Annotated in this window: 12 protein-coding genes and 1 pseudogene; 3 read left to right on the top strand and 10 right to left on the bottom strand. The window is 51.1% G+C overall.

The window, feature by feature from the left end; translation table 11 throughout:
- Positions 1-34: 34 nt before the first annotated feature.
- The 3 genes and pseudogenes from murJ to rimJ form a co-directional block, all read right to left on the bottom strand.
- Positions 35-1,570, bottom strand: a complete 1,536-nt coding sequence (gene murJ / locus BIY29_RS11510; RefSeq protein WP_121575263.1) for a murein biosynthesis integral membrane protein MurJ — start codon at positions 1,568-1,570, stop codon at positions 35-37.
- Positions 1,571-1,684: 114 nt separating this feature from the next.
- Positions 1,685-1,807 (bottom strand): annotated as a pseudogene (locus BIY29_RS11505) (DUF480 domain-containing protein); the annotation flags it as partial.
- 9 nt (positions 1,808-1,816) lie between these two features.
- Entirely contained in the window at positions 1,817-2,401 is a 585-nt protein-coding gene (gene rimJ / locus BIY29_RS11500; protein ID WP_121575262.1) for a ribosomal protein S5-alanine N-acetyltransferase, read from the bottom strand.
- Between the two features lie 322 nt (positions 2,402-2,723).
- On the opposite strand from rimJ, the gene mdtH reads away from it, so the two are divergent.
- The 3 genes from mdtH (at position 2,724) to BIY29_RS11485 (ending at position 5,457) form a co-directional block, all read left to right on the top strand.
- Positions 2,724-3,929: a multidrug efflux MFS transporter MdtH gene (mdtH, locus tag BIY29_RS11495; RefSeq protein WP_121575261.1), complete on the top strand. Its 1,206-nt coding sequence runs from the start codon at positions 2,724-2,726 to the stop codon at positions 3,927-3,929.
- A gap of 161 nt (positions 3,930-4,090) precedes the next feature.
- Positions 4,091-4,738 carry a glutaredoxin 2 gene (gene grxB / locus BIY29_RS11490; RefSeq protein ID WP_121575260.1) on the top strand — a complete coding sequence of 216 codons (648 nt, stop codon included), beginning with the start codon at positions 4,091-4,093 and terminating at the stop codon, positions 4,736-4,738.
- Positions 4,739-4,893: 155 nt separating this feature from the next.
- Entirely contained in the window at positions 4,894-5,457 is a 564-nt protein-coding gene (locus BIY29_RS11485; RefSeq protein ID WP_121575259.1) for a lipoprotein, read from the top strand.
- Between the two features lie 52 nt (positions 5,458-5,509).
- On the opposite strand, the gene BIY29_RS11480 is transcribed toward BIY29_RS11485, so the two are convergent.
- The 7 genes from BIY29_RS11480 to rlmKL all read right to left on the bottom strand — a co-directional run bounded on the left by BIY29_RS11480 (position 5,510) and on the right by rlmKL (position 14,448).
- Complete coding sequence (locus BIY29_RS11480; protein WP_121575258.1) at positions 5,510-6,079, bottom strand: TorD/DmsD family molecular chaperone; 570 nt, start codon at positions 6,077-6,079, stop codon at positions 5,510-5,512.
- 316 nt (positions 6,080-6,395) lie between these two features.
- Positions 6,396-6,563: a ribosome modulation factor gene (rmf, locus tag BIY29_RS11475; RefSeq protein WP_121575257.1), complete on the bottom strand. Its 168-nt coding sequence runs from the start codon at positions 6,561-6,563 to the stop codon at positions 6,396-6,398.
- Between the two features lie 261 nt (positions 6,564-6,824).
- A complete protein-coding gene (pqiC, locus tag BIY29_RS11470) occupies positions 6,825-7,388 on the bottom strand; it encodes a membrane integrity-associated transporter subunit PqiC (protein WP_121575256.1) in 564 nt (187 codons plus the stop codon).
- Positions 7,385-9,055, bottom strand: a complete 1,671-nt coding sequence (pqiB, locus tag BIY29_RS11465; RefSeq protein WP_420808417.1) for an intermembrane transport protein PqiB — start codon at positions 9,053-9,055, stop codon at positions 7,385-7,387. Before pqiB ends, pqiC begins: the two co-directional genes overlap by 4 nt.
- On the bottom strand, positions 9,015-10,325 hold the full coding sequence (gene pqiA, locus BIY29_RS11460; RefSeq protein ID WP_121575287.1) for a membrane integrity-associated transporter subunit PqiA: 1,311 nt from the start codon (positions 10,323-10,325) through the stop codon (positions 9,015-9,017). The genes pqiB and pqiA overlap by 41 nt, the downstream gene beginning before the upstream one ends.
- A gap of 86 nt (positions 10,326-10,411) precedes the next feature.
- Positions 10,412-12,325 (bottom strand): ABC transporter ATP-binding protein, encoded by a 1,914-nt coding sequence (locus tag BIY29_RS11455; protein WP_121575254.1) that lies wholly within the window; start codon positions 12,323-12,325, stop codon positions 10,412-10,414.
- Between the two features lie 5 nt (positions 12,326-12,330).
- Positions 12,331-14,448, bottom strand: a complete 2,118-nt coding sequence (gene rlmKL / locus BIY29_RS11450) for a bifunctional 23S rRNA (guanine(2069)-N(7))-methyltransferase RlmK/23S rRNA (guanine(2445)-N(2))-methyltransferase RlmL (RefSeq protein WP_121575253.1) — start codon at positions 14,446-14,448, stop codon at positions 12,331-12,333.
- Positions 14,449-14,512 lie beyond the last annotated feature (64 nt).

The raw sequence follows: 14,512 nt of genomic DNA, 5'->3' as shown, positions 1-14,512 counted from the left end.
CATTGGTTTAAGCTTGCCAATGGCGTTTTGTTATTCAGATGCTACGACGGGCAAAATCCCGTGGCCGGAAACCCAACAAGGCCAGTGTCGCGAAATACGCCCCCGCCCCAGCAGCCACCACCGCCATTAAACGCATGATCCGCAAAGCCATACCGCCCACATCCCAGTCCGGCATCCACCACAATATACCGAGCAACACCAGTGACATAACAATGACAGCAGCAGCAAGCCTCAGCAGAAAATGGCTCCATCCTGGCTGGGGATGGAAAATATCCTGCTTACGTAATTGCCAGAACAGTAATCCGGCATTCAGGCAGGATGCCAGCCCAATGGAAAGCGCCAGCCCCGCATGTTGCAGCGGGCCAATAAAGATCAGGTTCATGACCTGCGTAAGCACCAGCGTGACTACCGCGATTTTCACCGGTGTCTTGATGTCCTGCCGGGAATAAAAACCGGGAACCAGCACCTTTACGACAATAAGCCCCATTAACCCCACGGAATACGCAATTAACGCACGTTGTGTCATGGCCGCGTCAAAGGCACTGAATTTTCCGTATTGAAACAACGAAACCGTTAATGGTTTCGCCAGAATACCCAATGCGACCGCGCTGGGAAGCGCCAGTAGAAAGCACAGGCGTAATCCCCAGTCCATGAGGCGGGAATATTCATCATGGTTACCACTGGCGAAGCTTTTCGCCAGCGAAGGCAGAAGAATGGTGCCCAATGCCACGCCCAGTACCCCCGAAGGGAACTCCATCAACCGATCGGCGTAGTACATCCACGACACCGCGCCTTCACTAAGAAACGAGGCGAAAATGGTATTAATAATTAACGAAATTTGACTAACGGAAACGCCCAGAACGGCAGGCCCCATCAGCTTCATCACCCGCCAGACGCTGGGTTCGCGCCATTTGATGCGTGGCAATACCAGCATACCGATCTTTTTCAGATGCGGTAACTGATAGCCGAGTTGAAGCAGCCCGCCGACCAGCACCGCCCAGGCCAATGCCATCACCGGCGGATCAAAATACGGTGTAGCAAACAGAGCAAAACCGATCATGCTGACATTCAAAAGCGTCGGTGCAAATGCCGGAACCGAGAACCGGTTCCAGGTATTCAGCACCGATCCCACCATCGAGGTCAGAGAAATCAGCAAGATATAAGGGAAAGTCACCCGTAACAGTGCCGATGTCAGTTCAAACCGATCGGGCGTGGCCGCAAAACCAGGGGCCGTCACCATAATAACCCACGGCGCCGCCACCATGCCCGCAACCGTTACCAACGCCAGTATCAGCGTCAACATACCTGAAATGTAAGCGAGGAATGTCCGGGTTGCTTCATCACCCTGCTGACTTTTATATTCGGCCAGGATAGGAACAAAGGCCTGAGAGAACGCCCCCTCCGCAAAAATACGACGCAGCAGATTCGGCAGTTTAAATGCGACAAAGAAGGCATCCGTCGCCACGCCTGCTCCGAAAACCCGCGCCACAATCGCGTCACGCACGAAACCTAACACACGTGAAAGCATGGTCATTGAACTGACGGCGGCCAGTGATTTAAGTAAATTCATCCGATTCTATTCTGAAATGTTCGGGGACTATTATTGACCATTCTGCGGCCATCCTGATTGCGCGGTGCAACTAGTCTACGCATTGCGCGCTCAATAGCTACCGGCTAATGTGATTTTCCGATTGCAGGCCGTTGTCACACCATTTAGCGACATCGGATACTGCTCTGGCGTGGTAATCTGCTTTTCCAACATACAACCAATCACTCTGGCCTCCCGGGCACTTAGCTGATACTTCATCACGCCCCCTTAGCGCTGTGGCTTCCAGACATTGTTAGTCAGGACGGTCAGAACATGGTCCTGCCATTTTCCATCAATAAGCAGATAATCTTTCGCATAACCTTCACGCTCAAATCCCAATCGGGCGAGCAAATTCCCGCTGCGACGGTTATGTGGCATATAGTTAGCCATAATCCGGTGCATGTTTTGCTGACGCTGCATGTAGCGTAAAGCGGGCTGAAGCGCTTCGTACATCAATCCCTGCCCTTGCCATTTTTGACCAAGAGAGTACCCCAGATAGCAGGCATGGAAAGCTCCACGCAGGACATTGCTGAAATTCGCCACGCCACATACCTCATTTTCATTCGGATCAAGTAGCAGAAAATGATAGGCAATGCCCTGTTTGTGCATATCATTAATCACACTCAACCGCGCCTGCCAGCCAGAAGGGTAGCAATGACTGACATCACGAACCGGCTCCCAGGGCTTAAGAAAATCTCTATTTTCCGAATAGTATTCCGCAAGACGCCAGGCATCACACTCATGAGCCAAACGCACCACCAGCCGATCGGTCATTAAATGAACTTTTGATGGCGTAGAACGATAGCCAAACATCTCCCCCCCCTGAATTCCGAGTTGTTTGATAAGTAAAATTTATCGGATATAGATTGATAACTATTTTCCTTTTCGCCAGCAGAAAATATTGTTCGTCGCCGACAATGCTCACTATAACCGGATAAATTCTTCGGCGTAAAATCCCCTTCGCTGAGTTATTGTTCAATCAGATCGATAAAACTCTCTTTTCTACTAAAAACGTTACTCAGATAACGTTCAGACGATAAAAAAATATTATCCAGCAACAGGCTATCCCAAACGCAAAATAGAGTACAAAATAGCCAAGTCTGTTATTTTTCTTTCTTTTTCCTCATGGTGAAACATGCCTCTGATGTCGCAAGCTCGGATCTCAGGTAAATATTTTCTATTACTGGATAATATGTTGGTGGTTCTGGGGTTCTTTGTGGTCTTCCCTCTTATTTCCATTCGCTTTGTCGATCAATTGGGCTGGGCCGCATTATTAGTCGGTATTGCTTTGGGCTTACGTCAGCTTATTCAACAAGGGTTAGGTATTTTCGCTGGCGCCATTGCTGACCGGTTCGGTGCAAAACCGATGATTGTTACCGGGATGCTATTACGCGCCGCCGGTTTCGCTTTTATGGCTATCGCTGACGAACCCTGGCTTTTGTGGCTGTCCTGCGCGCTTTCCGGGCTGGGCGGTACGCTCTTCGATCCGCCAAGAACCGCACTGGTGATTAAGCTGGTTCGCCCACAGGAGCGCGGTCGCTTTTATTCCCTGCTGATGATGCAGGACAGCGCCGGAGCAGTGATCGGCGCACTTATCGGCAGTTGGTTGCTTCAGTATGACTTCAACGTGGTTTGCTGGGTTGGCGCCGTTATTTTCGTGCTGGCGGCGGCTCTGAACGGATGGCTCTTACCTGCCTATCGTATTTCAACGGTCAGAACACCGATCTTTGAAGGAATGACTCGCGCTATCCGCGATCGCCGTTTCGTAATATATGTGTTAACGCTGACCGGGTATTACATGTTATCCGTTCAGGTATTACTGATGTTGCCGATTATGGTGAATGAAATTGCCGGCACGCCAACGGCAGTAAAATGGATGTATGCCATTGAAGCAACGCTGTCGTTAACACTGCTTTATCCCATCGCCCGCTGGAGCGAGAAATATTACCGCCTCGAACAACGGCTGATGGCCGGATTGCTGATTATGACCATCAGCCTGTTCCCCATCGGTTTGACGAGTAGCCTGCAATCCTTGCTGATGTTAATCAGCCTGTTTTACGTCGGTGCGATTATTGCCGAACCGGCGCGCGAGACGTTGAGCGCCTCGCTGGCGGATGCACGGGCAAGGGGCAGCTACATGGGATTCAGCCGCCTGGGGCTGGCGTTGGGGGCAGCCATCGGCTATAGCGGGGGCGGTTGGCTGTTCGATACCGGACATGCTCTGGAGCAGCCTGAACTCCCCTGGTTCATATTAGGCGTCATCGGGTTGTTGACGCTGGCCGCGTTCTATTGGCAGTTCCATCAGCGCCGTATTGAACCCGCCATGCTGGGCGGTAACTGAGTTACCGGTTTTACCAACGTATTTGATCTCCCTGATAAAGCACTCCATACTTTCCTAATACATTCAACCGATTGTTACGTCGTCGGTTGATGACAAACTCCATGAGCGGTCGCGCTTGTGGCCAGTTTCTTACCTGTGGACCAGAGGAGAGGATACCGAGTATGAAATTGTATGTTTACGACCACTGCCCTTATTGCGTAAAAGCACGCATGATTTTCGGCCTGAAAAATATCCCTGTCGAACTGCAAATTTTAGCCAATGATGATGAAGAGACGCCCAAAAGGCTGATCGGACAAAAAATGGTGCCGATTCTGCAAAAAGATGACGGCAGCTCTATGCCAGAAAGCATGGATATTGTTCACTTTATTGATAATTATGACAAAAAACCGCTGCTGACCGGTTCGACAAATCCAGCGATAGATGCCTGGTTGCGTAAAGTATCCGACTATACGCCACGTCTGATTATTCCGCGCTTTGCCCACGCGGCGTTTGAGGAGTTCGCCTCCGCTTCGGCCCGGCAATACTTCATCAATAAAAAAGAAGCGCAATTCGGCAGTTTCAAAGATCACCTCAGCCATTCAAAAGGGCTGATTAAAAAACTGAATAATGATTTGTTGGATCTGGATCCCCTGATTGTTCAGCCAAATGCCTGCAACGGGGAATTATCCACAGATGATATTAATCTGTTCCCCCTGCTGCGTTCCCTGTCGATTGTTGCTGGCGTAACGCCACCGTCACGGGTTTCAGCCTACCGAGATAATATGGCCAAGCAGACGCAGGTCACTTTGTTGAGCAGCCTTGCACAATAAGAAACGTATTATCAGCCGCTTCACAGTGAAGCGGCTCGTTAGCGTTATCCACTTTCAGTGCTATCCGATTGGTGAAAATCCCCTGATGGGGCACGCTGAAATTACGGTATTAACCGCCTGATTACATGCATAGAAATAATAATTGAGGTCAGATAATGAAGAAGTTGGGATTCGCCGCCACGGCATTGCTGCTTGCCTTTACGTTGAGCGGTTGCAACAAACTGACGCAGTACACACTCAATGAGCAAGAAATAAACGAGTATCTGCAAAAGCATAACGACTACCAGAAACAGTTGGGGGTGCCCGGCGTGGTGGATGCCAATATTGTGTTAACCGATCTGTCCAGCCAAATCGGCAGAGCCGAGCCGGGTAAAGTTACCCTCTCAGGCAACGCAAAAGTCGATATCACGTCCCTGTTGGGCGATCAGAAAGCGGATATGATGCTCACCCTTAAAGCCCAACCGGTATTCAATAAAGCGCAGGGCGCGGTTTACCTGAAAGACATGGAATTGGTTGATTACACGGTGCAACCGGAAAAAATGCAAACGGTGGTGGCGACACTAAGTCCCTATCTGAGTCAGTCGCTGAAAAGCTATTTCAATCAGAAACCAGCCTATATTCTGAATGCGGATAACAGCACAACGGAGGCGCTGGCGAAAAAAATGGCGAAAGGCATTGAGGTTAAGCCGGGGCAAATTGCCATTCTGTTCACTGACTGACGTTCTTTTCAGGTGACAGCGCGGCTGTCACCCGATCCACGCCAGAAATTATCTACTCAGCGTCATCCGGCAATTCGCCGGCTTCATCCAGTTCATCTCGCATTACATCAAGCGCTTCACGGCAGAGAACCGCCAATGTACGGTAAAATGCCGTGGTGGCATGGCTTTCCACTTGCCCTAAAAAGCGGCTGCTCCAGGGCAACAGGTACTCATCAAATAGCGCGATCTGTGCGGCAGTTTCGTCTTCCTGCGCCTGATCTTCCAGCCATGATGCCGCCAGAAGTAATCCGCCAAAATGGTCGATTGCCCCGTCGTTCAGCGGCATCCCGCGCTGTTGTAAAAAGGTCCGAACATCCGCTGATTCAGACGCCGTGTCATACGATGAACGCCAGGGTGATACCGCACAATCCTCGCCAACAAACAAGGCCTGATAATCTGCCGCTATGGCGGAAATATCATATTCCGTGCGCATACGCTCCAGTAATGCATCCTGTTCCAGTGGCCAGTTCTGCTGTAGCTTGCCCTCTTTGATCAGCATAAACAGCGGTGCTACCACCGGATCCTGAGGCTGACGATAAAACAGCGTACCCAATATGCGGCACACAATAGAAAACTCATTCATTCAATAACCTGCTTGTTATTATTCAGTGACATTGTCACAAATTGGAAAATTCAGCGATAGCTGTATGCGTGAGTGCTGGCAACAATATGCATATGTAAATCGACGGGATACATGATTTCTCCTGAGTCAGCTTTTAGTCAGCATCATAACATTTTTGCGCTTCCCCCGCAGTCAACGAACCAAGCCTTAAATTAACAAAAACTGAACACCAACCTTAACTCAGACCATTAACAACAGTCCTCATTAGGGAGAGTGTACTGAACAAAAAAGCCCCCGCAAAATGCGGAGGCTGCTCCCTCATTAATGACAAGGCACGTTAAGCGGTAACCGCCCTGTCCTCCATGGCCTGTCGCCAACCTCCCAACCAGTAAGACCGGGCGTTTATTGATTGATAAGGACAAAGCTCCCTCGGTCTGCCGGCAATACCCGCTTGATAACCACGTGAATGAGCCCTTTCGAGGCGATCGCGTTTCTGTCTCTTCATGCCTTATTTCCCTCATTATTAATCTGGTGGAAAGAAAACAGTGATTACTTTATAGGCAACCACAGACTATGAATAACGATTATGCCGCCAAAAATCAAGGCGCAAAATTCACGCCAATGTCACATTTTTGAGTAAAAATAAGAATTTTTCCCAGAGGGAAAAGACAGACGCAGATTGCCAATGGGGAAATGGAGAACAAAGCCTCTGAGAGTGATACGCCTGTTGGCCTATCCCCCTCAGAGACGCCGTCAACTACAGATGTTAATCAGCCAAGACAGCCTGCCGGGCGATAGATTGAGCGACCTGACGCCACCCTATCGCCAGAGTTCTGACCAGCGCATCATAACCATCTTCGGACTGCGGCAATACGACATTAAACGGCTGCTTGAGCACCCGGCCATGATGATTCAGCACCCACTCACCGCTAATCACCGCCTTGCCATCATAACGCCCGTGAAAAGCGGTCACTGAAATGTTCAGCACCGACTGCTCGCTCCCCTGCGGCTGTGTCGTCACCAGCCATCCTGGCATTGCGTGACCCAGATTTGCCACCAGCGATTGCTGAAGTTGTTGCTCCAAAGGGCTAGCCCACACATTATTACTGGCAATGACATATTGCACATCATTGGTTTGGTAAACCAAGCCCACATTAGCCAGATAGTCTGCCACGCTGACGTGTTCCAGCCACAATTGCCGATCGTTTACCGTTTTTTCGACTGGCGTCGTAGCATCCTGCATTGCCGGTAACTGATAGTAGGTTTTTTGCGTGTTGCTGCCACAGGCAGTCAGCAGCAACACCAACGCCAGAGTCCATCCTTTCATCATTGTTTTGCCTTCTTCGGTTGAGGATCTTCACTGCCCGATGCCTCAAACACCAGGGCATTGCTCTTCTCATTTAAGGTACGCAGGACGGGCTGTAGCTCGCGCAGAACCTGATCCAGCCGCTGCATATCGCCCAGCATCTTGTTATAAGCCGGTGAGCCAGGCTGGAAACCCTTCATGCTGCGATTCAGTTCGCGCAGGGTTTGCTGCATATCCTGCGGCAAATCCTGCATTGCTTTGCTGGCGGTGATCTTATTCAGTGAGGCCAGCGTTTTTTGCATTTCACGCAGCGTGGCCTGGCTTTCCGCCAGCGTTTGAGTGGCCTCGTTAATCATTGGATTCAATGGTAAGCCATTGATTTTATCCAATACAGACATCAGTTTTTGCTGAATTTGCGACAAGCCGCCGCTAACGGTCGGCAATACTGGATAACCGTCTATGGTCATCAGCTTCTTGTTAACTTTCTCCTGCGGATAGAAATCAAGATCGATAAACAGTGCGCCAGTCAGAAGGTTGGCGCTTTTTAATGCCGCACGCAATCCCAACGATTGGGAATTGGACAGGTGCTGTTCAAAGTCGAATTCTCCGCCCAAATCCTTATCAAAACGGTCTGACTCGATACGAATGAGTACCGGGATGCGGTAATCGTTATCAATATCCTGTTTCAAATCTTTAGTGAAAAACGGCACCTTAGTCACCGTCCCCAGACGGATACCCCGGAATTCAACCGGTGCGCCTGGCTGCAAACCACGAATCGACTCGTTGAAGAACATTAAGTACTCCTTGTATTCGGTATACAGGGAATCCTGAATGCTGCGCTGGTCGTCAAAGAGCTTATATTCAGCCTGCGACGTGGCGGCACTGCCCAAATCCCAGCCAGACGGCACGTCAAAGCTAACGCCGCCGCTGAACAGCGTCGCTAACGAGCCCATTTCCACCCGCATTCCCTGAGCGGACATATCAAAGGCAACACCGCTGTCTTTCCAGAAACGGACATTAGTGGTTACCAGGCTGTCATAAGGGGATGAGATAAAAAGCTGATAGCGCATTTTCCGCGCCTTAGGATCAAACTCACTGGTTTCAACCGAACCGACACGGTAACCACGGAACAACACCGGGTCGCCGACATTCAACTGGCCGGACTGCTCGCTATCAAGGATAATACGAATGCCCTTGGCATCGGGAGATGCCAGTGGCGGGGCATCAAGCAGGGTGAATTCATTTTTTTCATCACCGCGTACACCCGGCTGAAGCTCGATATAAGCCCCGGATAACAGGGTGCCCAGCCCGGAGATCCCCGCACGCCCGACCTGTGGCTTCACCACCCAGAACGCCGAATCTTCTCTGAGCAACTTATCCATACCATCATGCAGGCGTGCCTTAATTTCCACCTGATGAAGATTGTCGCTCAGTATGACGCTTTCCACTACGCCAACATCAACACTGCGGCTCTTGATCGTGGTTTTACCTGCCTCAATGCCCTCGGCATCTTTGGTCAACAGGGTAATTTGCGGCCCCTGGTGGCTGAAATGATAAAATAATATCCATGCCCCAATCAGTACCGTAACGATCGGGACAATCCAAACCGGCGACCAGCGTTTAATCGTTTCTATATCCGCAACGGCGTATTTATCTTTCGTCAACGGAAGACTCCTTATGAAAAACATCATCACGGCGATCCCACAGTAACCGGGGATCAAATGTCATAGCAGCAAACATAGTCAGGATCACGACAGAAGCAAACAAGACGGCGGCAATCGCAGGATAAATGCTCATCAGACGCCCGATACGCACCATAGCTGACAACACCGCAATAACAAACACATCGATCATTGACCAGCGCCCTACAAACTCCACTACTTCATACACCACATGCAGACGTTCACGATCCTGTTTTCCCTTTCCATTGGCGCTCCAGCATAGCCACCCCAGCGCCAGCATTTTCAGTGAAGGCACCATGATACTGGCGACGAAAATGACCATCGCTACCGGATAGGAGCCCGTGCTCCACAAAAGGATGACGCCAGACATAATGGTCGATCCCATTCGGTTTCCTAAAGATTCCGTTATCATGATCGGCATAAGATTTGATGGGATATAAAGCATTATCGAGGTAATCAGCAGTGCTATCGTCCATTGTAAGCTGTGCTTCCTGCGCGCTTGTCCGTGGCTGTGACATCGCGGGCAGACTAGCTGGCCCGCAGGCAATATCGCCGTACAACACAGGCAGGCGCGCAGCCCTTGTGATAGCCCGCTCACTCCCGACTGAGGCACTGCGGGGAGATCGGGGGGAGGCGCAATTTCGTTCCATAACCAGCGGCGATCCAAACGTTGAAACACCAGCAGTTGCAGTACACAGAACAGTACAAAAGGGATAAAACTGGTGCCGATACCAATATCCCCATAGGCCATCAGCTTGACAAAGCTGACCAGTACCCCCGCCAGAAAAATTTCGGCCATCCCCCAGTTTTTTAACTGAAACAGAATCTTCCCCATTACTTTTTTCAACGGCAACGGCAGCGAGGAATGCAGACAAAGCAGAATCACCGTTATCATGCAAAAGGCAGGAACAAGCTGAACAAACAGCATAAAGAGCGTTGCAACGCTGGCATAATCTTCTGCCACCATTACTTCAGGAATTTTACTCAGGCTGATTTCATTGGTAATTCCCGCCACTCGCATGTTTACAAATGGAAAAACATTGGCCAGCAGCAACATAAATAATGCACTGAATGCATAACCAACGAGTCGTTTACAAGATTCTGTCTGATGGCTGGTCAATACCGTTTTACAGCGTGGACAAACCGCTTTTTGCCCATACGACAACACTGGCAGGTTAACCAATAAATCGCACTGTGGGCATAGCATGTAGTCATCATGGTGATGGTCGTGGGAACACACTGCTAGCCGTCTCCTCAGGAATGCGCCTGACGTCGCCATTACAGCCACGCAGTATCCTCTATTGATACCGTTGACCCAGGGGCGAACAGGATAGCCCGCCATAACTCTATTGGGTATATGAAATATTAACCGTTCCTTCGCGCTTCAAGCTCTTCCCACCGTTCAAAGCAGGACTCCAGCGCTTTTTCCGTTTCGGCTAATGCCGTCAGCACCGGCTGCATTTCCACATGCGGACGGCTATAGAACCCGGCGTCGCTCATTTGCGTTTGCAGCGCATCAATTTGCTGTTCCAGTTGCTCAATTTGCAACGGCAACTGATCCAGTTCCCGTTGCTGGTTATAGCTTAGTTTAGCCACACTGCGTTTAGCGGGCTGTGCGGAACTGTTGCCAGCGGCTGATAATGCCGGCGCAGATGACGCAGAAGCGGTACGCAACGGCGTTGACTCGCTGCGCTGCTGCTGGGCATCATAATAACCGCCGACATAGCGGGCGATCGTGCCGTTGCCTTCAAAGATCCAGCACTCTGTCACCGAATTATCGACAAACTGACGATCGTGGCTAACCAGTAACACGGTTCCCTGATAGCTGTCGATCAGCTCTTCGAGCAGTTCCAGCGTTTCCACATCCAGATCGTTGGTCGGTTCATCAAGAATCAGCAGGTTACTGGGCTTCAGGAACAGACGGGCCAATAACAGACGGTTGCGCTCGCCCCCGGACAGGGCCTTAACCGGCGTCATCGCACGTTTGGGATGGAACAGAAAGTCCTGTAAATAGCCCAGCACATGACGCGGACGGCCATTGACCATCACTTCCTGTTTACCTTCCGCCAGGTTATCCATCACGGTGCGTTCAGGATCCAGCTCTGCACGGTGCTGATCGAAATAAGCCACTTCCAGCTTGGTTCCGCAATGCACCCGACCGCTATTTGGGGCCAGCTCGCCCAGCATCAGCTTCAACAGCGTGGTTTTACCGCAGCCATTCGGCCCGACCAGCGCAATTTTATCGCCGCGCTGTACCTGCGCAGAGAAATTACACGTCAGGATTTTATTGTCGATCTGGTAATTAACCTCTTCCAGTTCAAAAACAATTTTGCCGGAGCGTGCAGCTTCCTCAACCTGCATCCTGGCAGATCCCATCACCTCGCGGCGCTGCGAACGTTCATTACGCATGGCTTTCAGGGCACGAACCCGCCCCTCATTACGCGTACGGCGGGCTTTGATCCCCTGACGGATCCACACTTCTTCCTGTGCCAGTTTGCGATCGAACTCGGCATTTTGCAGATCTTCCACTCGCAGCGCTTCTTCTTTCCCTGCCAGGTACTTATCGTAATTTCCCGGCCAGGAAACCAGCTTACCGCGATCCAAATCGACAATTCGGGTCGCCATGTTGCGAATAAAGGAACGGTCATGGGAAATAAATACAATGCTGCCCTGGAAGGTTTTCAGAAAGGTTTCCAGCCAGTCAATGGTTTCGATATCAAGATGGTTGGTAGGCTCATCCAGCAGCAGAATCCGTGGCGAGCTGACCAGCGCCCGCCCCAGCGCCGCTTTGCGCAACCAACCACCGGACAATGACGCCAGCGGCGCCTCGGCGGTTAGTCCAAGCTGTTCCAGCACCTCGTGAATGCGGCTTTCCAACTGCCACAGCCCTTGATGCTCAAGAATATCTTGCAGTTTGGCTAGCTGATTAAGGTTCTTTTCGCTGGGATCGGTTTCGACCAGACGTAGGATGGCGTGATAATTTTTCAGATAATCCGCCTGAGCGGCAACCCCTTCGGCGACAAAATCAAATACGGTTCCGGCGACATCCCGCGGCGGATCCTGTTGCAACCGCGCCACGATCAAATCCTGCTCATAGGTGATCCTTCCGTCATCCAGCGGAATTTCTTTTGCCAGTATTTTCAGCAGCGTTGACTTGCCGGCACCATTGCGGCCTACCAGACAAACGCGTTCGTTTTCTTCAATATGAAGTTCTGTGTTATCTAACAGTGGGGCATCACTGAATGACAGCCATGCGCCCGATACACTGATTAATGACATCGCTATTACTTTTCCTCGCTGGCATGGGTCAGCAGCCAGCAGTTATGAATCTGACGGTTGCGGGCAAAATCCTGTGATTGCGTCTGTGCGGTAATCTCTTTCGCCGCCAGACCTAACGCGGTTAATCCCGGAATATCCATCTGGAACCCGCGTTTATTGTTGGAAAACATGATCGTTCCGCCACGACGCAACAGCCGTTTGAGATCTTTCATCAATGCCAGATGATCGCGCTGTACGTCAAAAGTATCTTCCATACGTTTGGAATTAGAAAAGGTTGGGGGATCAATAAAAATAACGTCAAACTGTTCATTCGCCTCGCGCAGCCACGACAGGCAGTCAGCATGAATCAGACGGTGCTGACGCCCGGTCAGGCCGTTAGCCCGCAGATTTTTCTCCGCCCATTCCAAATAGGTACGAGACATATCCACCGTGGTGGTACTGCGCGCCCCGCCCAGCCCGGCGTGTACGCTGGCGGTGCCGGTATAGGCGAACAGATTGAGAAAGTCTTTGCCCCGGCTCATTGCACCCAACGTTTTACGGGCAATGCGATGATCGAGAAACAAGCCGGTATCCAGATAATCCGTCAGATTGACCCACAGCCTGGCGTTATACTCTTCCACCAGCAAAAATTCGCCCTTTTGCGCCAGTTTTTCATACTGGTTTTTTCCTTTCTGGCGTTCACGGGTCTTCAGAATCAGGCGGTTGGACGGCAGCTCCAGCACACTCAACGTGGCGTTGATCACATCAAACAGGCGCTGACGGGCTTTCTGCGCATCAATGGTTTTAGGCGGCGCATACTCTTGCACCACCACCCAACTGCCGTAACGATCGACCGCCACATTGTACTCAGGCAGATCAGCATCATACAGCCGGTAGCATTCAATCCCCTGCTGACGCGCCCATTTATCCAGCTTGCGCAGATTTTTACGCAGGCGGTTGGCGAAATCCTCCGCTATCTGCCCGGCGCCCGCCCCTTGACTCTCTGCCAGTTGATAATTTTTCTGCACACAGTCCAGTGGGCCGTTTTTAGCCTTGAATTGACGTTCCGCACGCAGTTGCAGGCAACTGAGCAATTCCGGTGAGGCGCTGAATAACGACAGTTGCCAGCCGCCAAAATCACTTTTCATCTTACGCCCTAACATATTGTGCAGCGCAATCAGTGCCGGTTCACTTTCCAGACGTTCGCCATACGGTGGGTTACTGACTACCGTACCTTTCGGCCCTTCGGGTTGCGGATTCTGTAACTGCGCAGCATCTTTCACGCTGAAGGTAATTAAATCACCCACGCCCGCACGGCGGGCATTGGTACGGGCAATGTCGATCACCCGGCGATCGTTGTCCGAGCCGAAAAAACGGGAAGTGGTTGCCTGCAATCCCTGACGGGCGCGGCGCTGTGCTTCAGTAGTGACGTCATGCCACACGTCCGCATCATGCTGCAACCAGGCGGTAAATCCCCAATGTGTACGATGCAAGCCAGGCGCGCGATCGGCGGCAATCATCGCGGCTTCAATTAGCAACGTGCCGGAACCGCACATTGGATCGACCATCGGCGTCCCCTTTTGCCAACCTGAACGCAACACAATCGCGGCGGCCAGATTCTCTTTCAAAGGAGCCAAACCCGCCAAATCACGATAACCACGCTGATGCAAACCCTCACCGCTGAGATCCAGCGCCACACTTGCCGTGTCGCGCTGTAAAAAAACATTGATGCGAATATCCGGCTGCTGTTTAGCCACGTCGGGACGCTGACCGGTCTTGCGGTTAAAGCTGTCCACAATCGCATCTTTTACTTTTAACGCACCATACTGGCTGTTGCGGATATCGTCATTGGTGCCGGTAAAATGCACGGCAAAGGTCTTATCGATACCGAAAATCGTTGACCAGTCAATTGCCTGCACCCCCAGATACAGATCCAGATCGCTGTGCACCTTGAATTCATTCAACGGCAACAAAATGCGTGATGCCAGACGACTCCACAGCAAGCTCTGATAAAGCAGGCGGTTATCGCCCTGAAAATGCACCCCTCCTTGCACCACGGCACAGGCCTGAGCGCCCAGCGCTTCAAGCTCACTTTTTAACAGTTCTTCCAGACCACGGGCCGTGCTGGCAAACAGAGCATTCATATCGTCGATATCACTAATAAAGAAAATTGAGGCGCATTATAGCTAATCCGTGACTCTTGTCATA

This window comes from Brenneria alni, from assembly GCF_003666245.1.
GTDB lineage: Bacteria > Pseudomonadota > Gammaproteobacteria > Enterobacterales > Enterobacteriaceae > Brenneria > Brenneria alni.
Note: the sequence above shows the minus strand (reverse complement) of the source record. Positions and strands in the feature narration are given on the sequence as shown.